Source organism: Microbulbifer aestuariivivens, from assembly GCF_039545115.1.
Lineage (GTDB): Bacteria > Pseudomonadota > Gammaproteobacteria > Pseudomonadales > Cellvibrionaceae > Microbulbifer > Microbulbifer aestuariivivens.
The window spans coordinates 26,317-44,194 of record NZ_BAABRT010000022.1; the positions used below are offsets into that span (position 1 = coordinate 26,317).

Annotated in this window: 17 protein-coding genes, 3 tRNA genes and 1 pseudogene; 10 read left to right on the forward strand and 11 right to left on the reverse strand. The window is 60.2% G+C overall.

Going from position 1 to position 17,878, the window contains the following annotated elements; genetic code table 11:
* The first annotated feature begins 141 nt into the window (after window positions 1-141).
* From ABEA58_RS12480 to ABEA58_RS12520, 9 genes and pseudogenes are all read left to right on the forward strand, one after another.
* Window positions 142-759 carry a hypothetical protein gene (locus ABEA58_RS12480; protein ID WP_345551985.1) on the forward strand — a complete coding sequence of 206 codons (618 nt, stop codon included), beginning with the start codon at window positions 142-144 and terminating at the stop codon, window positions 757-759.
* 145 nt (window positions 760-904) lie between these two features.
* A pseudogene (locus ABEA58_RS12485) lies at window positions 905-1,135 on the forward strand (helix-turn-helix domain-containing protein); the annotation flags it as partial.
* A 242-nt stretch (window positions 1,136-1,377) separates the two neighbouring features.
* On the forward strand, window positions 1,378-1,956 hold the full coding sequence (locus tag ABEA58_RS12490) for a transglutaminase-like domain-containing protein (RefSeq protein WP_345551987.1): 579 nt from the start codon (window positions 1,378-1,380) through the stop codon (window positions 1,954-1,956).
* Window positions 1,957-2,553: 597 nt separating this feature from the next.
* The gene (gene pgaA, locus ABEA58_RS12495; RefSeq protein ID WP_345551988.1) at window positions 2,554-4,602 is read left to right on the forward strand and encodes a poly-beta-1,6 N-acetyl-D-glucosamine export porin PgaA; all 2,049 of its coding nucleotides are present in this window, start codon (window positions 2,554-2,556) and stop codon (window positions 4,600-4,602) included.
* Between the two features lie 2 nt (window positions 4,603-4,604).
* Window positions 4,605-6,416, forward strand: coding sequence for a poly-beta-1,6-N-acetyl-D-glucosamine N-deacetylase PgaB (pgaB, locus tag ABEA58_RS12500; protein ID WP_345551990.1), 1,812 nt, complete (start codon window positions 4,605-4,607; stop codon window positions 6,414-6,416).
* Entirely contained in the window at window positions 6,413-7,669 is a 1,257-nt protein-coding gene (gene pgaC, locus ABEA58_RS12505) for a poly-beta-1,6-N-acetyl-D-glucosamine synthase (RefSeq protein WP_345551992.1), read from the forward strand. The genes pgaB and pgaC overlap by 4 nt, the downstream gene beginning before the upstream one ends.
* A 2-nt stretch (window positions 7,670-7,671) precedes the next feature.
* Window positions 7,672-8,115 carry a poly-beta-1,6-N-acetyl-D-glucosamine biosynthesis protein PgaD gene (gene pgaD, locus ABEA58_RS12510; protein WP_345551994.1) on the forward strand — a complete coding sequence of 148 codons (444 nt, stop codon included), beginning with the start codon at window positions 7,672-7,674 and terminating at the stop codon, window positions 8,113-8,115.
* A gap of 184 nt (window positions 8,116-8,299) precedes the next feature.
* Window positions 8,300-8,375: transfer RNA gene (locus tag ABEA58_RS12515), tRNA-Val, on the forward strand.
* 47 nt (window positions 8,376-8,422) lie between these two features.
* Window positions 8,423-8,499: transfer RNA gene (locus tag ABEA58_RS12520), tRNA-Asp, on the forward strand.
* A 146-nt stretch (window positions 8,500-8,645) separates the two neighbouring features.
* Here ABEA58_RS12520 and ABEA58_RS12525 read toward each other — a convergent pair.
* From ABEA58_RS12525 to ABEA58_RS12575, 11 genes are all read right to left on the reverse strand, one after another.
* A complete protein-coding gene (locus ABEA58_RS12525; protein WP_345551996.1) occupies window positions 8,646-9,080 on the reverse strand; it encodes an OsmC family protein in 435 nt (144 codons plus the stop codon).
* Between the two features lie 302 nt (window positions 9,081-9,382).
* A complete protein-coding gene (locus tag ABEA58_RS12530; RefSeq protein WP_345551997.1) occupies window positions 9,383-9,997 on the reverse strand; it encodes an IMPACT family protein in 615 nt (204 codons plus the stop codon).
* Window positions 9,960-10,544, reverse strand: coding sequence for a DsbE family thiol:disulfide interchange protein (locus ABEA58_RS12535; protein ID WP_345551998.1), 585 nt, complete (start codon window positions 10,542-10,544; stop codon window positions 9,960-9,962). Before ABEA58_RS12535 ends, ABEA58_RS12530 begins: the two co-directional genes overlap by 38 nt.
* A gap of 21 nt (window positions 10,545-10,565) precedes the next feature.
* The gene (locus tag ABEA58_RS12540; protein ID WP_345552000.1) at window positions 10,566-12,551 is read right to left on the reverse strand and encodes a heme lyase CcmF/NrfE family subunit; all 1,986 of its coding nucleotides are present in this window, start codon (window positions 12,549-12,551) and stop codon (window positions 10,566-10,568) included.
* Window positions 12,548-12,997: a cytochrome c maturation protein CcmE gene (gene ccmE, locus ABEA58_RS12545; protein ID WP_345552002.1), complete on the reverse strand. Its 450-nt coding sequence runs from the start codon at window positions 12,995-12,997 to the stop codon at window positions 12,548-12,550. Before ccmE ends, ABEA58_RS12540 begins: the two co-directional genes overlap by 4 nt.
* Before the next feature lie 64 nt (window positions 12,998-13,061).
* Window positions 13,062-13,286, reverse strand: coding sequence for a heme exporter protein CcmD (gene ccmD / locus ABEA58_RS12550; protein ID WP_345552004.1), 225 nt, complete (start codon window positions 13,284-13,286; stop codon window positions 13,062-13,064).
* Between the two features lie 4 nt (window positions 13,287-13,290).
* Complete coding sequence (locus tag ABEA58_RS12555; RefSeq protein WP_345552006.1) at window positions 13,291-14,055, reverse strand: heme ABC transporter permease; 765 nt, start codon at window positions 14,053-14,055, stop codon at window positions 13,291-13,293.
* 16 nt (window positions 14,056-14,071) lie between these two features.
* Complete coding sequence (gene ccmB, locus ABEA58_RS12560; RefSeq protein ID WP_345552008.1) at window positions 14,072-14,791, reverse strand: heme exporter protein CcmB; 720 nt, start codon at window positions 14,789-14,791, stop codon at window positions 14,072-14,074.
* Window positions 14,778-15,455 (reverse strand): cytochrome c biogenesis heme-transporting ATPase CcmA, encoded by a 678-nt coding sequence (gene ccmA / locus ABEA58_RS12565; protein WP_345552010.1) that lies wholly within the window; start codon window positions 15,453-15,455, stop codon window positions 14,778-14,780. The genes ccmB and ccmA overlap by 14 nt, the downstream gene beginning before the upstream one ends.
* A 244-nt stretch (window positions 15,456-15,699) precedes the next feature.
* Complete coding sequence (locus tag ABEA58_RS12570; RefSeq protein ID WP_345552012.1) at window positions 15,700-16,044, reverse strand: STAS domain-containing protein; 345 nt, start codon at window positions 16,042-16,044, stop codon at window positions 15,700-15,702.
* 807 nt (window positions 16,045-16,851) lie between these two features.
* Window positions 16,852-17,034 carry a PA3496 family putative envelope integrity protein gene (locus ABEA58_RS12575; protein WP_345552014.1) on the reverse strand — a complete coding sequence of 61 codons (183 nt, stop codon included), beginning with the start codon at window positions 17,032-17,034 and terminating at the stop codon, window positions 16,852-16,854.
* A gap of 700 nt (window positions 17,035-17,734) precedes the next feature.
* On the opposite strand from ABEA58_RS12575, the gene ABEA58_RS12580 reads away from it, so the two are divergent.
* Window positions 17,735-17,810, forward strand: a tRNA-Arg gene (locus ABEA58_RS12580).
* The last annotated feature ends 68 nt before the right edge of the window (window positions 17,811-17,878 follow it).

The following is a 17,878-nucleotide window of genomic DNA, read 5'->3' on the forward strand; positions in this document are numbered from 1 at the left end:
CTTTCGTCGAACCAGAAAGTGGTTTACAGTGCCTGCGAGCTGGGTGAAGCCTCTGTTTGTGGCGCTAAAGCTGGATATGCGGATTTCAAAACAAATATGGCACCTGAAAATATTTACATCATAAGACCAATAGGTGGATAGATGACGTTTAAACGTTTTGTAGTTGACCTGGCTAAAAAGCTAAAGCCACCCGGCGATGGATGGAAATTTACACGGTCTCAGTTCCGTAGAAAAATCAATCCATCGTGTGTGGATTTTATTGACCCGGTATGGACTTTTGAACCCTACGGAGCTGTTTCCTTTCAGCCAGTCGTTGGGCTCTATTTGCCAGAGGTTGAGGACATATGGGTCGAAGTTAGTGGGTACAAAAGGAATGATAACTTTACATTTTTCAATAAGATACCTGATGCTTCCGCAGAGAAAGCGCATATTACTTATACGCCGACTCTATATCAGAATAATTATTCTATAGAGTCTGAAATTATAGATGCGGCATGCGGGGTATTTAATATTATATTCCTCTATGCAGAAGAATACTTTAGTAAAATTCATGGTGAAAATTCTACGATGAATTCTATTTATTCGGGTGTTATCCCAAAGGAAAGGGGCAATCAGTCGCTAAAATTTGCAATTGTTCGCGGTTTACTGGGAGATGTTGATTATATCGAAAGATATTGTGCAAATGAAATTGACCCGGAGGGTCCAAAGGATTTTGAAATTGCCAATCGGATTCGCGAGTACTTTAATTCAAAAAGTTAAATTAATTTCCTGATTCTCCAAGCTGTCGCTGGATTTATAAAGTGGATTAGTTCAGACCAAATCTGACACCTCTCCTTGAAAAGAAGGGGTTTACCGGTTTTGATGAAGGTGCCTAAACCCAAAGTCAAAACCAAGGATAAACCCCATGATCCATACTAACGATCGCATCATTAAACACAAGACCGGGCTGCTCAATCTGGCGGAAGAACTCGGCAACATCTCCAAAGCCTGCAAGATGCTCGGTGTGTCGCGAGATACTTTCTACCGGTACAAAGAGGCAGTTTCCAGTGGTGGCGTGGATGCACTGCTGGAGAAGAACCGGCGGGTACCAAATCACAAGAATCGCGTTGATTCCGCTATCGAGGAAGCGGTGCTGGCACGAATATTGGGGTCAGAGTGAAATTAAGGCGCTTTTTTCATCTTTATATTTCTATACAAGCACCGTTTAGCTGCAATCTGCCAATCCGGCAGACAACATGGAGAACCCGAAGCATAATATTCGCTCGATATTCACCGGGCAACTTATGCTTCAGAATTGTATTCTGAGCTCAACTTTCACGACCTCAATTTTCATGACCAGAATTTTAAGCGCTATCTTCCATACCAGGCTTTGACAGTATGCATCAATATCTGAAACCTACAGCGATCATCGATTTCGATAACCCTGCGGTGCAGGTAAAAGCCAAGGCGCTTCGCGGTAATTCTGCCGATGATTGCGAAGTGGCACGGCGTTGCTTTGAGTTTGTTCGCGATGAAATCAAACACAGCTGGGACCACAAGCTAAATCCGGTGACTTACAAGGCTTCCGATGTGCTAAGACATGGCACGGGTTACTGCTTTGCCAAAAGCCATCTGCTGGCTGCTCTGCTCCGCGCCAACAGTATTCCCAGCGGGCTTTGCTACCAGCGGCTTGCCATGCCCGGTGACGTGCCGTCATTTTGTCTACATGGACTGAATGCCGTGTATTTAAAAAAATTTGGCTGGTATCGAGTGGATGCGCGAGGTAATAAGGAAGGCGTCAATGCGACTTTTTCTCCCCCCAGGGAGTGCCTTGCTTTTCCGATCTGTGCCGAAGGTGAAGCTGACTGCCGGAAAATATGGGCGGACCCTTTGCCTGAGGTTATGCATGTACTCCAGAGAAGTGAGACCTATCTGGATGTGGCAAACAATCTTCCTGATACCGAGGCCGTCATCTAACCAGTCAGCACAGCGCGGCGGGATACAAGTCGTGAATGGATTTAACTCCGGGTAGATTCAAGTCACGGCTGGATTAAGGAATGAATGGAGGCAGGAAAATGGCCACTTCCTTTATTCCCCGATATAGCTCTTTCTCACTCTGCGGTTTAGCTCCCGCAGCCTCGCGCCTGCAGACTCCCTCCTCTCGTATCCTCCCGCAGACGTCCCTCTCGCCACTCCTCTTTCTGCCCCCCCCCTTTCCGCCCCCCCTTCTGCACCCTGCTAGTGCAACGCTTGCTTTGCCTGAGCTTCATCAGCCCCTCAACCCTTACAGACACTCCATCACTGAAGCAGCCATGCCGCCGTCACTGGTTCGCAAGGCCGACAGGAGACTGGCGCTGCTTATACCCTATTCACGCCACCATTGCGGGACTGGCTTCTTCACTCTGTCTTCGCGCCCATGCTGCGGCTGCTAGTCTGCAGGGGTTTCAGCAAGAGGTGCTCTGCGCCTGCGGCACGAGAAACCCGCCTGTTAGCTGGCTTTAAAAACGGGGGAATTACCTACACTGCTAGCATTAATGGCTGTGGTGCTGTTGCACCGCCTCAAGAGTCGAACGGATGCATTTTCTTTGGGTGGCAGTGACGTCTCTCCTCTCGGCGATTGCGCTGGCGGATGAATTGACGACCGTTTCCGTCGATCAGGCGCAGGCTCCATTTCAGACTGCGACCCTCTCTGCCGACAAGCTGTTGGAACTTGGTCGCGCTGCGTTCCGAAATGGCGATCACTACCAAGCCCTGCGCCACCTCGGTCGCGCGCGCGCCCTGGCGCCAGACAATGTGCATATCCGCCGCGCCATCGCCGATGTGATCATGGAGCTGAATGCACCGTTTGGTGCCGCCGCCGCTTTAGAGGGCGATGCGGATATTGGTATCCGCAGCCGTCAGGCGGCATTGAAAGTACGCTGGGGCGCACAAATCGAGGCTGCGGACCCCAGGGACCGCTTTGCCGGTACCGACGCTGCCATCGCTGAACTCGAGACCCTCTTAATAGAAGCGGAGCGATCGCACCCCCAGGATCGGGGCCTGATGGTGCGGCTACAGCGGGATCTGGTGGTGGCTCTGCGTGACCGGGAACGCTGGCAGGATGTGCTGGCACTGGCAGGCCAACTCCGCGCGCAGGGCGATGATATTCCGCCCTACGTACGGGAGGCCGAAGCCGATGCCCTGCTGGCGTTGCGCCAGCCAGCCCAGGCCTTCACCGCCTATAACGAAGTGGTGGCCGCAGACCCCCAGAACCGCAATCCCCGTGTCGGCCGCTTCTTCGCCGAAATCGAAATGGAAGATTTTGTTGCGGCTTTCGCCACCGCCGACGCCCTCGCGGAAGAGGGTGGCGCCTGGGGGCAGGCTGGCGTCGATAGCCGCTCGATGAGAAATACCACCTGGCTCGATAATCAGGCACTTGCCGCCGCGGCGCGGCGCTTCGGCGACATGCCCGCTGAAGCCTGGCGGCGCATTGCCCCGCTTGCCGATGCCGCACCCGCTGCGGCCTGGCTGCGCGCCGAAAAGGCAGAGACCGCCGCCGCGCGAAACTGGCCGCGCCTGAGCCATGAAGAGCTGCTGATCGCCAACAGCCTGGCGCCGGGTGATGTCGGCATCCGCCTCGCGCTTGCGGAATCCCTGCTGCGCCGCCGGCAGTGGCGCGCCGCCGAGGAGGAGGCTATCGCGCTTGCGGAGCTGGTGCCGGGCAATGGCCGGCTGGGCCGCCTGCAGCAGGATATCAATACCTATCAGCGGGCGGAGCTGCGCGCAGACGTTCAACGCCGCTTCACCCATGGCGGAGGTTCCTTTGCCGACGGCGACGAGTTCAATGCCGTTAGCCGGATCTTTTCGCCCCCGCTTAGCGAGCGCCTGCGGCTGTTTGGCGAGGCCGCTCACGACACCTCCAAGCCCACCGACAAAACTCTGGTCCGCGACCGCGTCGGCGGCGGTATCGAGGGGCGCTGGCCGGATGTGACGGTGGAGCTCGGAATCTGGTCCAACAGTGGCGAGCTGGATCAGGGCGGCGGCAGCGCCCTGGTCACCTGGCAGGCGGACGACCACTGGCGCTTCGAACTGGGTGCGCAGCGCTACTCGCAGGACACACCGCTGCGCGCTCTGGCCGCTGGCATCCGCGCGGATTCCGCCAGCTTTTCAGGCTCTTATGAATGGCACGAATCCACGGCCCTGTCGGCCACCGCAGTGGCCTCCAACTTCACCGATGGCAACCAGCGTCGGCAGCTTTTGATCGACTTTGGCAACAAAGTCTACGACTCGCCCAAGCTGGATATATTTATCCGTCCGGAACTCTACAGCTCACGCAACAGCCGCAAAGATGCCCCCTACTACAATCCCAGTCGCGACGCGGCCGTGAGTCTGGAGCTGGATATCCAGCACCGTATCTGGCGCCGCTACGAGTGCAGCCTGCAACAGCGGCTACAGTTGAATGTGGGTGGCTACTGGCAGGAGGACTACCCCAGCGGCACCATTGGTACCGCCATCTATTCCCAGTCCTGGCGGGTGGACCCGCTCAGCGAGGTGCGCTATGGCATCTCCAGTGCCCGGCGCCGCTATGACGGTGACAACGAGTACTCATGGAGCCTGTTTCTGGGCTTTACGCGGAGGTTTTGAGCGTGAGAATCCGCATTGCCAGACTGTTGCTGCCCACTCTTTTGCTGCCCACCCTGTTGCTGCTGACAGTATCCACGGCCGCCGTTGCCGGGCCTTCCGGCACTTCTGAATCTGCCGCCGCGGTTTCACCGGAGTTTGTCACCGTCACCCTGCACGACATTGCCGATGATCCCGCCCAGCTGGATGATTCCGGCATCAGCAGCGACCGGCTGGTAAGCTTTTTTGAATGGCTCGCCGGCAACGGCTGGCAGGCGATCAGCCTCGATGACATCGAGCGCGCGCGCAGCGGCGGCAAACCGCTGCCGGAGAAAGCCATCCTGATTACCGTGGACGACGGCTACAGCAGTCTTTACAACCGCATCTACCCTCTGGCCCTGAGCTACCGCACTCCGATCGTTGCGGCACTGACCGGCAGCTGGCTCGACACGCCTGAAGGCACCCCGGTGCAATACGGCAACCGCACCCTGCCCAGGTCCCACTTCATCAGCTGGGAGCAGGCGCGGGAGATGCAGGATTCCGGGCTGGTGGAATTTGCCTCCCACAGCTACGACCTGCACCACGAAGTGCAGGGCAATCCCCAGGGCAACCGCCTGCCGGCAGCGGTGACAAGACAGTACATTCCCGGGACCGGTTACGAGAGCGAAGCCGCCTACCAGGCCCGCCTGTATCGTGACCTGCAGCGCTCCCGTGAACAGCTGCAGCGCCAGCTGGGTAAAGCGCCACGCGCCATCGCCTGGCCGTTCGGACGTTACAACCAAACAGCTCTCCACCAGGCCGCCGAGCTAGGCTACCGCCACTCGCTGACCCTGGACCCGGAGCCGTCGCGACTATCGGCCATGGACCCCGATGCGCTCTATGCCATCAACCGTTACCTCCCTACCGACAACCCCAGCCTGGGTGAATGGGTAACCGCGATGCAGTATCGCGACCCCAGGCCCAACGCCCAGCGCCTGGTGACCATTAACCCGAGGGATTTCGACAGCCAAAGCCCCGAACTGACCAATCAAAAGCTGGGCGCCGCTATCGACTCGCTGGTGGCGCTGGGGGCAACTGGTGTGGTGATCGACGCAACCGTACCCGACCCCAGCGGCGGGCTGGCCGCCGCCTGGTTCCCCACTCCCCAGCTACCGCTGCAGCGCGATCTGCTGTCGCGGCTGGCGGCACAGTTGAAAGCCCGCGCGGGAGTGCAGGTTCTGCTGCGACTCCCCCACCGCGCCGCCCTGCGGACACTGGGCAGTGAGCAGCAGGTAGTGGAGCTGTTCCGCGATCTCTCCCGGCAGATTCCCGCCGACGGGCTGATTGTGGAAGATGCCCCGGCGCTGAACGTCCAGGCGCCCGTCGACGACCTGCCGCCCTGGCAGGTGCGCGCAATGCGCGACAACTGGGACACCGCCCACTGGCCAAAGGCGGATGCGCTGGCCCTGCAGGCTTTCCAGGTCGCTGAAACGGAGCGTCCGGGATTACAGCTGATCTGGCTCGCACCGCCGCAGCACAGCCTGTTGCAGCCGTCGTCACTGGCAGACACGACCCTGGTTCCCGCATCGTTGCACGCGCCCCTGCCGCTGCCCGCCGGAGTCGATCACTTCCCCGCCGATGGCGGCGATACCAGCCGCCGCACAGGCGTGTGGTGGGGCGAATCGTCCCCACCGGACAGCAAGTCCCTGACAGCGGCCGTGCGCACATTCCAGCAGCGCGGCGGCACCATCTTTGGCTGGTCGCCACAGGACCTTATTGAAGACCGGCCGCCGGCCAAGGAAATCGCGCCCGCCGTCTCGGCGAGAACTTTTCCATCCCCGGAGGCATTGGCACAGTGAACTGGGAAAGCCTGCAGGAAATCGTGGGAATCTTCTGCTTCGGCTATCCCTTTGTGATGGCCTACTTCTGGATGGTGGGCGCGCTGCTGTACTACTTCGTGCGAGAGCGGCGCCAGCCCATGCCGAGTGACACGCCATCACTGGAGGATTATCCGCCGGTTTCCATTCTGGTGCCCTGTTTCAATGAAGAGGGACAGCTGGAGGAAACCTTCGCGGCACTGGCCGAGGTCAAATACCCCGACTATGAAGTGATCGCCATCAACGACGGCTCCAGCGACCGCACCGCGGAAATTCTCGACAGTTTGGCAGAGCAGATGCCCAACCTGCGGGTCATCCACATGGCCAGCAATCGCGGCAAGTCCACCGCACTGAATACCGGCGCCATGGCCGCGCGCAGCGAATTGCTGGTCTGCATCGACAGCGACACCCTGATCGAGGAAAACGCCGTGCTGTGGATTGTGCGGCGCTTCCAAAGCGATCCGCTGGTGGGCGCTATCGCCGGCAATCCGCGGATTCGCAACCGCTCAACCATGCTCGGCCACTTACAGGTGGGTGAGTTTTCCGGCATGGTGGGACTGATTCGACGGGCACAGAGCGTGTACGGCACCTTCTATACGGTTTCCGGGGCCATCTGCGCCTTCCGCAAGCGGGCGCTGCACGAGGCCGGCTGGTGGGCACCGGGCGCACTCACCGACGATGTGGATGTGAGCTGGCGCATTCAGCTGGCCGGCTGGAATATCGCGCTGGTTCCCAAAGCGGTCGCCTGGATACTTACCCCGGAAACCCTCGGCGGCCTCTGGCGGCAGAGGGTGCGCTGGAGCGAGGGGGGCACCAGTGTGACCCTGCGAGCGACACCCTACCTGTTTCAGCGCCGTGGACTGCGCATGTGGCCAATCTGGCTGAACTTCATGGCCGCTGTTTTATGGTCCTACTCAATGTTGCTGATGCTGGCCATCTGGGCTGCCAGCCTGCTCCAGCACAGCGTGAATGAACACCTTCTGCGTCTCGGGCACCTGTTGAACGAGTGGAGCCCGGAGCTGGCGGTGACCTATCTGCTGCAGATGCTGGTCGCCGCTTTTCTGGACGGACGCTATGAGCATGGCGTTTTCCGCAGCCTGCTCTGGGTCATCTGGTATCCACTGATCTATTGGATGCTGCAAGCCGCTGCGGCGGTCGTCGGCCTGCCCAAAGCGATCCTCAATTTCAAACGGCTGACCGGCACCTGGAGAAGCCCAGACAGAGGGTTCCGGTAAGGGTGAAAAATCCACAGATTATTGACCAGAGCAAAGTCAGCTGGTGGATTCGCAGCCGCGACCTGCTATTGACGCTAGTCGCCTGGTGCGTACTGCTTTACCTGCTGCTGCCGCTATTCCAGATGCTGTGGATTGGCCTGCAGGTGGAACTGGGCATTCAGGACAAATTGCCAACGAGCCGCGCGCGGCTGTTTTTCGAGGACCTGAAACTTTTCCTGCAACTCGTTGGACTGCTGACCCTCTGGCTCATCAGCGCTTCGGCCCTGCGCTACAAGCGGCTGAACACCGCCCGCTGCCTCACCGAGCAGCCAAAACCGCTGCCGAAAGACCTGCAAACACAGCACCATCAGATATCGTTTATGCAGCTGAACGCACTGCAAACCCAGAAGTGTTCCGTGGTGGAAACCGACAGCAACGGCAAGGTGCTTTCCGTTCGAAAAAAATAGGGCCGCGGTTTCCGCGCCCGGCGCCTTCGCCAAGTCCATACCCAAGCACATCCCCAAGCACATCCCCAAGCAACCCCGGCACTGGCCGAGCTACCCATCCTCTGCCACCAACAATCCAAGTGCGAATTTATTTTCGGCAGGCATTGACTCGGCCAATTTAGGCAGTAATATACGCAGCCCTTCGGGGTGGTTAGCTCAGTTGGGAGAGCGACGGCCTTACAAGCCGTAGGTCACAGGTTCGACCCCTGTACCACCCACCACTTCCCCCCACCTGCCCGGCAGGCTGGAACAGGGAAGCGAAGAATGCGGACCGGTAGTTCAGTTGGTTAGAATGCCGGCCTGTCACGCCGGAGGTCGCGGGTTCGAGTCCCGTCCGGTCCGCCACATACAAAAAAGCCCCGCTCGCAAGAGCGGGGCTTTTTTGTATGTGTTTGCCGATGGCAAAGCCAACTGGGGCAACGCGAGCCCAGCCATCGCCTAAGCCCGCCTTGCTGCTGTGCCCCTGACCTCTGATCCCGGGACCAGAAAACCTACTCGGTGGTCACCGTGGTCTTGAGGGTGACTTCGCCCGAGAGCGAGGCGGAGATGAGGCAGTGGGACTCCGCCTTTTCCAGCAGGCGCTCGGCTTTTTCCGTATCCCCGCCTGCCGGAATCACCATATGGGCATGTATCAGAAACCCGGTGAACCTTACCCTGCCATCGCTCTTATCCAGCGTGCCCTCCACCGTGCAATCCAGGCTCTGCCACTCGAAGCGGGAATGGCGTGCAACCGAGCGAAAGGTCAGCACCAGACAATCGGCAACGGCGGCGACCAGCAGCCCCTCTGGAGACCAGCGGTCACCGGGGCCATCGAACTCTTTCGGCGGGGCCGAGAGGATGGGCTCCAGCCCCTCGGCGGTGACCCGCACCTCGCCCTCTGCTCCCGCAGTGGCAGCGACCCGGTAATGATGGGGAAAGTCCTGCATAACCAATATCCACTTTTCATCCATTGATTACCGGCAGGTTAGCGCCCGGCCATGCCCATCACAAGAACAACCGCCGCGGGCTTCCCGCGCTTACCCACTTTGAACAGGCTCGAATATCAGACCGGCGACCATTGAGAGGCATTCCGCTGAGAGGCCTATAGGAGACAGGAGCGATAGGAGACATAGGAGGTGCCGGTACAGGCGAGAGGCATACAGGTGCGCTTTTCAGCGAGTGCTTTTCAGGAAAGTGCTTTCAGGGGAATTCTTTTCAGAAAAGTACCTTGCGCAGGGCGAAGGCAAAATCAGCCGGGGGAATCGCCCGGGCTGTCGGCCATCTCGCAGCCCTCCGCCAGCAGCTGCGCCCGCAGGCCGGGCCAGCTATCAACGGGGAGGGTAATGTCCACGGTTACACAATGGCCGTAAGCGGGCTCGCCACAGTGTCCGCCAGCCTGCGACACGAGAAAACGCAGGCGCGATTCCTGAGCGAAACCGCAGGATACCGTCACTGACAGTCGCGGCACGAAGGGGCGCAGCTCCACCTGCTGCAGGGCCGCTCCGACAGCACCTCGGTATGCGCGCATCAGGCCTCCCACCCCCAGCTTGGTGCCACCGAAGTAACGGCTGACGATGGCGCCGACATTACCGATTTCCTGCTTCAGCAGCAGTTCGAGCATCGGCCGTCCGGCACTGCCGCCGGGCTCGCCATCGTCATCGGACATCATCACCGTGGGATTGGCGGGGTTGCCGATCACCAGGGCGGTACAGTGATGGCTGGCATCGGGATACCGGCTGCGGGCGATTTCCAGCTGCCGCATAAAAGCCGCCCGGTCTTCCACCGGACCCAACCAGCAGATAAAGCGGCTCTTCTTTTCTTCGGTCTCACTGACAACGGGAGAGCAGGGAATCCGATAGCTCACCGGCAAATTCGTCCCAGGTCTGGTTTTGCAGTTTTTCGTAGAGCGGCTGCAGTTTGGTCTGCCAGATACGCTCGTCCACCACTCCCACATGCTTGCAGCGGATCATCCCCTCGGCATCCACCAGGAACGTCTCCGGCGCGCCGAAGACGCCGAGGTCGAGAGCCAGCCTACCCTCCCGGTCGGCGACACTGAACAGGTAGGGATTGTGGAATTTCTCCAGCCACCTGCGCGCCTCGGCGTCGTCATCCTTGAGATTGACACCGACAATGGGCACCCCCTGTTCCGCCAGCCCGTTCAGGTATGGATGCTCCACCCGGCAGGCGATGCACCAGGTGGCCCAGACGTTGATCAGATAGGGCTTTGCCGGCAGGTCGGACTTCCGCGCCAGTGTTTCGCCATCGGCGACCTTCGGCAGCGCAAACTCCGGCACCGGCTTATTCAGCAGCGCCGAGGGCATATCCTGCGGGTTGAGGGACAACCCGCGCCAGAACAGCAGCGCCAGTGCGGCGAAGATAATCAGCGGCAGAAAGAGTTTCAGTCGCGCCATGAATTCCTCTTTTCCTTTCAATCAGGCCGTCGCCGCTACAGTCGTGGCCTCGGCGGCCCGGGCCGCTTTGGCCCGGCGATAGCGCTTGTCCGCCACGGCGATGCCGCCACCCAGGGCCATCAGCACCGAACCCAGCCAGATCCACACCACAAACGCCTTGTACTGCAGGCGGATGGCCCAGTCGCCATTGGGGTTGCTCTTGTCGAGCGGTTCGCCCAGCGCCACGTACAGGTCGCGGAACAGGCCGGTATCGATGGCGGCCTCGGTCATGGTGTTGCCACCGGAAAAGTAGTTGCGCTTCTGCGGGTAGAGCTCCGTCACCGGCTCGCCATCGCGGCTGACAAACAGCACCCCCTCGAAGGCGCTGTAGTTGGGGCCGCGCACCTGGCGCACGCCATCGAAGCGAAAATCAAATCCGGCCACCTGATGGGTATCGCCGGAAGACATGCGCACATCCTTCTCGACACTGTAAACGGTGGTCAGGGCCACGCCGAGCACGGAAAACGCGAGGCCGATATGGGCCAGGTGCATGCCAAAATAGCTGGCGCGCTGGCGCCGCAAGCCCGCCAGGAGGTTCGGCGCATTGCGGCTTTTGGCGAGGATATCCGCCGCGCTGGCCGCAGTGACCCAGACGCCGGCGAAGATGCCCAGCGCCGCGCCCCAGTGGAAGTCACCGAGGGTAAACGGCAGCACCAGTGCGGCCACCAGCGCCACCACCAGCGGCAACTGCCAGGCACTCAGCAGCTGCTGCCAGCGGGTATCTTTCCAGTTGGCGTGTATGCCAAGCCCCAGCAGCACACACAGCAGCAGCATCAGCGGCACAAAGAACAGATTGAAAAACGGCGGGCCAACACTGATCTTGCCCCAGTTGAGCGCGTCCGCCAGCAGGGGGTACAGGGTGCCGGTCAGCACCATGCCCATGATCAGCACCAGCACAATGTTGTTGCCGAGCAGGAAGGTCTCGCGGGAGCGAAACGAAAACACACTGCCGGCGCTCACCGCCGGTGCCCGCAGGGCGAAGATCAGCAGCGAGATACCCACCACAATGGCGAGGAAGGTGAGGATAAAACCGCCCCGCAGCGGGTCCGTGGCAAAGGCATGCACCGAGGTCAGCACCCCGGAGCGCACCAGGAAAGTTCCCAGCAGGCTGAGGCTGAAAGAGAAAATCGCCAGCAGGATGGTCCAGCTCTTGAACAGGCCGCGCTTCTCCGTCACCGCCAGCGAGTGCATCAGCGCCGTGCCCACCAGCCACGGCATGAACGAGGCGTTCTCCACCGGGTCCCAGAACCACCAGCCGCCCCAGCCCAGTTCGTAGTAGGCCCACCAGCTGCCGAGCGCGATGCCCAGTGTCAGGAAGGCCCAGGCCACCGCCGTCCACGGCCGCGCCCAGCGCGCCCAGGCCGCATCCAGCTGGCCGCCCAGCAGCGCCGCGATGGCAAACGCGAAGGCCACCGAGAAGCCCACATAGCCCATATACAGGAGCGGCGGGTGAATGATCATGCCCGGATCCTGCAGCAGCGGATTCAGGTCATTGCCCTCCATGGGTGGGAAGGGCAGCAGGCGGTCAAAGGGGTTCGAGGTCAGCAGGATAAACAGAAAGAACCCCACCAGCACCACGCCCAGCACCGACAGCACCCGCGCCACCAGTTGCGCGGGCAATTGCCGGCTGAACAGGGCCACCGCCGCCGCCCAGCCGGCCTGAATCAGCAGCCACAGCAGGATGGAGCCCTCGTGGCCGCCCCACACCGCGGTAACCTTGTAATGGAGCGGGAGAATACTGTTGGAGTTGTTGGCCACATAGGCCACGGTGAAGTCGCTCTGGACAAAGGCCACCGTCAGGCAGACATAGGCCACTACGGTGAACCCGAGCACCCCCAGCGCCAGCGGCCGCCCGGCGGCCATCCACAGCGGGCGGGCGGCATAGCTGCCGGCCATCGGCACCACGGTCAGCGCAAGCGACAGCAGCAGGCCGATCAGCAGGGAAAAATGCCCGAGCTCCGCGATCATATCTTGGCTCCGTTGCCGCAGCTGGCTTCCGCCGTCATGGTCTCGGCCACTTCCGGCGGCGTATAGTTTTCATCGTGCTTGGCCAGCACCTGGTCGGCGCGCACACGGCCGTCCTGCAGCAGGCGACCGGTCACCACCGCCGCCTCGCCCTCGGCAAAAAGGTCCGGCAGGATCTTGTCAAACACCACCTCCAGTTCGGCCTTGCCATCGGTGAGCACAAACTGCACATCGAGGCTGTCATCGGCGCGCACCACACTGCCCGGCACCACACAGCCGCCGGCGCGAATACGCTTTTCCAGCGGCACTTCACCGGCGGCGAAGGCACTGGGTGCATAGAAGTAGTTCATGTTGCTGCGCATGGCGTAAGTCACCAGGGCCACAGCCACCGTGGAGAGAACGACCAGAATCAAAACCAGTATCAGGCGCTGTCTGCGAACGGGATGCATCGTAATCTGCTAGCTCCGAATCAATGAAGGGTTCCTGTGGGGCTCGCCGGGCGAGCTGCCCGGATCAGGCGGGTTCTGTCTCGCGGGCGCGGCTCGCCTGCACGGAGCGGCGACGGCTCTCGATCCGCCGCTGCCGTTCCAGCTCGCGCTGCAACCGCCTGCGCTGCAAGCGCGGGTACAGCGCCACTGCAGCCAGTGCCGCGAAAGTCACACCGTAGGCGGCCCACACAAAAATGCCGTGACCGTCCATGTATAAGAATGCCGTCAGGCTGTCGAACTGAAACTGCATCGCCCTACCCCGCCTTGCCTTCGCTCAAAGACTCGCCGCGCATGACCTGCTGTACCCAGCTGGTGCGCCACTCCCTCTGCAGGATTTTTTCCCGAGTGTGGGCGATCAGAGTCCAGGCATACAGACAGTAAAAACCGATAATCATGGTCAGCAGCGGGTAAAACATACTGGGGTCGATGCTGCTCTGCTGGGTAAATTTGATCGTGGCCGGCTGGTGCAATGTGAACCACCAGTCCACCGACTTGTAGATGATGGGGATATTGACCGTGCCCACCAGCGCCAGCAGCGCACAGGCCTTGTCCGCCACCTGCTCGCGGCTGAAGGCGTGCGACAATGCGATGACGCCGATATAAAGGAAGAACAGAATCAGCATGGAGGTGATGCGGGCATCCCACACCCAGTAGGTGCCCCAGGTGGGTTTGCCCCACACCGCGCCGGTAAAGAGCGCGATAAAGGTCAGCACCGCGCCGAGAGTGGCGGCGGCCCGCATGACCACAAAAGAGAGTTTCATCTTCCAGATCAGGCCAATCGCACCGCTGATGGCCATGATGTAGTAGCCCGCCAGAGCCAGGAAGGCGGCGGGAACGTGAATATAAATAATGCGGTAGCTGTTGCCCTGCTTGGCATCCTCGGGGGCAAAGCCCAGCCCCCAGATCGAACCGGCGCCGATCAGCAGCAGACTGGCCAGAGCCAGCCACGGCATCCAGGCGCTGGTCTTTTGGTAGAACCAGCGCGGCGAACCCAAGCGGTGAAACCATTGCCAGGCCAAGGGGCATACCTCCAGATTAATTGTCCAGGCTGATGCGAATCGCACCCGCTGCCGCCAGCGGCGCCAGGGCGGTTCCGCCGGCCAGCAACGCCGCCAGAATAGCCAGCTGGGGGCCGTAGGCGTAGCCATCCAGCGCCGCCTGTACGGCGCCGGTGCCGAAGATTAACACGGGCACATAGAGGGGCATAACTATCAGCGCCAGCAGCAGGCCCGCGCGCCGCAGCGCCACGGTCAGCGCCGCGCCCACCGCGCCGATCAGGCTCAAACTGGCGGTGCCCAGCAACAGCGACAGGAACAGCGCCGGATAGCCAGCCGCGGGCAGGTTCAACATCATGGCCAGTAACGGCGACAGCAGCGCCAGCGGCAGCCCCGTCACCAGCCAGTGCACCGCCACCTTGGCGAGCACGGCAAAATACAGGGGCTGGGGAGTCAACGCCAGCTGCTCCAGCGAACCATCCTCGAAATCGCTGCGAAACAGGCTCTCCTGGGACAGCAGGGTCGCCAGCAGCGCCACCACCCAGATCATGCCCGGCGCCAGCCGCGCCAGCAGCTCCGGCTCCGGGCCTACCCCCAGGGGCAACAGGGCCAGCACCGTGACAAAGAACAGCAGCGGGTTGGCAATATCGGCGCTGCGACGCAGCACCAGCAGCAGCTCACTGCGCAACAGCGCCAGAAAGCCCGGCACGCTTCGAGCCGCCGGGGCATAGTCGATCAGGGTCCGCTCAGGCGAGGACATCGACGCCCTCCTCTGCCAGCGGCGCCACCTGCGGGCTGGCGTAATCGCTCAGATTCAAGGTGTCCAGACCGGCCAGCGCCACCGGCTGGTGGGAGGTGAACAGAATGCTGCCGCCGCGGCTCAGGTGGCAGGCCATCTGCCCCTGCAGGCCGGAGACCCCCGCCACGTCCAGCGCCGCCAGGGGCTCATCGAGAATCCACAGCGGCGGCGCGGCGGGCAAAAACAGCCGCGCGAGCGCCACGCGGCGATTCTGGCCGGCGGACAACTGCTGGCAGAGACTGTCTTCAAAACCGAACAGGTCCACCTGCTCCAGCGCCCGCATCGCCTCATCGCGCCCGGCGCCGTACCAGGCCAGATTCTCGAGCGGCGTCAGGCCGCGGCGCACACCGGCGGCGTGGCCGATATAGAGAAGGTGCGCGCGCAGGTCCGGCAGCGCGCCGGGATAGTTCTGCCCATTCCAGGTGATCTCGCCGGAAAAGTCACCGGCACTGCCGATCAGGGTGCGCAACAGGGTGGTCTTGCCGGCCCCGTTGCTCCCTTCAACCTGCAGCGCCTGCCCCGCGGCCAGATCGAAATCCAGCCCGGCGAACAGCACACGCCCCTCCCGCTCACAGCAGAGCCGGCGCGCGCGCAACAGGTTGGAGGAAGGGGACTTCGGGGTCATGACGCGAATCTGCCACGCAGAGCTGATGAAAAACTGAGCGGCATTATACCGGCTATGGCAGCAAATGCATTGATTTAGCCGCGCCGCTTCGGGTGATGGCAGCGGTGCCATTGAGCGGCGCCATTGTTAGCTGCTCCGCATCCCGAGCCGGCTGGCGCTTACTAGACGCCAAGTAGACGCCAAAAGCCGTCCCCGCCAGTTCCGCGACATCCACCGGCCAGCCCGGCAGCCGCCGATGCCGCTCTCAGCGGATATCAAACAGCCGATCAAAATTGGAGACTTGCAGAATAGCCCCCACATGGTCATTGGCGTTCAGCAGGGTGACCGTCTCCGGGGGAAGTTCGGTATTTGATCCGAAGCAGTGATCGCGCAATAACAGCAGCATACCCAGCGCCGCGCTGTCCAGGTGTGTGGTATGGGCGAGATCGATACTGAGGCGGCTCGGTGTTTGCGGCAGGCTGCTGTAGCTGTGCAGGAAGTCCCGGTGCAAATTGAAATTAAACCTGCCGAACACACGAATCGTCAGGTGGCTTCCACAGGAAGAAATCTCCGAGGTCAGCCTCGAAGCATCGGGTCTGTCGTTTGCCATTTGGAAGGTCCCTCTTCCTGGCGTTTTTTCTTACGCTGGTTTTATCGTTGTTGTTATTTGCCTCTATCAGCGCCCCGCGCCATGTGTTGTGGCGCTCGTGACTGCGTTGCCATCGGATCTTCTTAACAGAGTCTTCTTAACAGAGTCTTCTTAACAGAGTCTTCTTAACAAAGCCTTCTTAAGAGGGCCTTCTTAACTGGATCTTCTGGCGGATCTTTTCAGCCGGGTCCTATGCCGGGAGTTTTCCCGGTGCTTTCCAGGTGCTTTCCCGGTGCTTTCCCGGTGCTTTCCCGGTGCTTTGCAGCCCGACCTGCAAACGGCAGGCTAGGGGAAGGGAAAGTAGCCCAAGTAGGGCCAGGGCAAGTAAGGCAGGGCGCATCCTATCACACGCCTGCTTGTGAGGTTTTTTACTTCTTTTAACCCTATCTCTCTTTTATATATCTACATCCTGCCTCTAAACAGCTACATCCATCTAGACAGCTACATCTCGGCAGCTAAATCTCGGCAGCTACACCTCGACAGCTACATCTAGGCACCCGGAACCCGGTATCTCGGTGGCCGGTGTCGGCATTTCCCTGGCTCGACAGGCACTGATTCGCGGGTCTGGGGCTATTGCTGGGTTGGTTTGCAGGTTCCGGCTTGCACCGCCTGCCTTTTATTCTGGACGAGGACAGGGCGAAAGCCCTCAAGGGTTTCACGGTCTTTACCGCGCCAATCAAGTTCACACCGCAACAAGTTCACACCGCAACAAGTTCACAACCGTAAAAAGGCGAGAGGCGCCGTCTCCGGCGCCTCTCGTTTCTCTCATCAAAACTCTAAGTCGTAGTCCATTAACTCACGCCTGAGGCGCATTTCTTCTAGTTTGTCCTCCACCATCCGCCGGGCATCCGTGGGTGGTTGGGAGGTTGCCTGACGAAGTATCTCGTTGGCGATGTGTGGGATGTCGTCGTGATCAAATTCAAAGTCTTTTTCGCTAACGTTTCCGCTCATACGAAACTCCAGAATATCGATCTGCTAAACGCAGAAACACCCTTGTTTTTGTTGTTGTGCCACTGCAGATTAATCAGCTTCAAGAGCCCCGGTCAAGAAAAATTTACAGCGCGGAAACATCTTTTTTAGCGCCCTGGAAGCACCGTTTCACGACAGAAAAAACATTCCCCCAACAAGCCCTCTACAAGTGCCAAATTAGCGCCTTTCCGCGACGAATTTGCGACAGTTTTTCAACGTTGCCATGAAGATGCGGAAGGCACCGCTTCGTTACCTTTTTGCGACTGCTGTTACCAGGGGTTACACAGCGACCGCCGCATACCTGCGCGACCGAAATCGGCCCCGCTCCACCGCTCCCCTCTGCTGGAAATCCCCCCCAGAAACCAGCGCAGCAGAGGCCACTGATAAGCGGTTGCCAGACCATGAAAAGGCCGTTGAGAGATCATAAAGGGACAGGCGCAAAAAGCGGCGATACAGATGGCAGACACCACCCCATGACAGCGAGAGCCGCTGGCGCTAGAATAGCGCCCCTCTTGTGACTGCCTGAGCGGTTATGACTGGATATTCTGCATTGCCTGTCAGGCCTGAGCAGCTTTCCAGTTCGGGAATATCCGAGGCCAACACTGGTCCGGTAGCCCGATACCGCCGATAGCCCAATATTGGGCCACTATTAAGGCCATCAGAAAGTCATCAGACTCCCGAAGCCCCCGTCGGTTAACAGGATAAACCACGGACCTCCTAAGTCCGCACTGCAGGTTCGAGTCCTGCCGGGGGCGCCACTTCCTCAATTCCTGACACCCCTGACACCCCTGACACCCGCGCCTCCTCTCGTTTATGGAGTCTGCAC

Bases quoted from the DNA above. Each gene is read 5' to 3' on its own strand.
- ABEA58_RS12480 (WP_345551985.1), top strand. From the start codon at position 142: ATGACGTTTAAACGTTTTGTAGTTGACCTGGCTAAAAAGCTAAAGCCA.
- ABEA58_RS12490 (WP_345551987.1), top strand. From the start codon at position 1,378: ATGCATCAATATCTGAAACCTACAGCGATCATCGATTTCGATAACCCT.
- pgaA (WP_345551988.1), top strand. From the start codon at position 2,554: ATGCATTTTCTTTGGGTGGCAGTGACGTCTCTCCTCTCGGCGATTGCG.
- ABEA58_RS12525 (WP_345551996.1), bottom strand. From the start codon at position 9,080: ATGCAGGACTTTCCCCATCATTACCGGGTCGCTGCCACTGCGGGAGCA.
- ABEA58_RS12535 (WP_345551998.1), bottom strand. From the start codon at position 10,544: ATGGCGCGACTGAAACTCTTTCTGCCGCTGATTATCTTCGCCGCACTG.
- ABEA58_RS12540 (WP_345552000.1), bottom strand. From the start codon at position 12,551: ATGATCGCGGAGCTCGGGCATTTTTCCCTGCTGATCGGCCTGCTGCTG.
- ccmE (WP_345552002.1), bottom strand. From the start codon at position 12,997: ATGCATCCCGTTCGCAGACAGCGCCTGATACTGGTTTTGATTCTGGTC.
- ccmD (WP_345552004.1), bottom strand. From the start codon at position 13,286: ATGCAGTTTCAGTTCGACAGCCTGACGGCATTCTTATACATGGACGGT.
- ccmB (WP_345552008.1), bottom strand. From the start codon at position 14,791: ATGTCCTCGCCTGAGCGGACCCTGATCGACTATGCCCCGGCGGCTCGA.
- ccmA (WP_345552010.1), bottom strand. From the start codon at position 15,455: ATGACCCCGAAGTCCCCTTCCTCCAACCTGTTGCGCGCGCGCCGGCTC.
- ABEA58_RS12570 (WP_345552012.1), bottom strand. From the start codon at position 16,044: ATGGCAAACGACAGACCCGATGCTTCGAGGCTGACCTCGGAGATTTCT.
- ABEA58_RS12575 (WP_345552014.1), bottom strand. From the start codon at position 17,034: ATGAGCGGAAACGTTAGCGAAAAAGACTTTGAATTTGATCACGACGAC.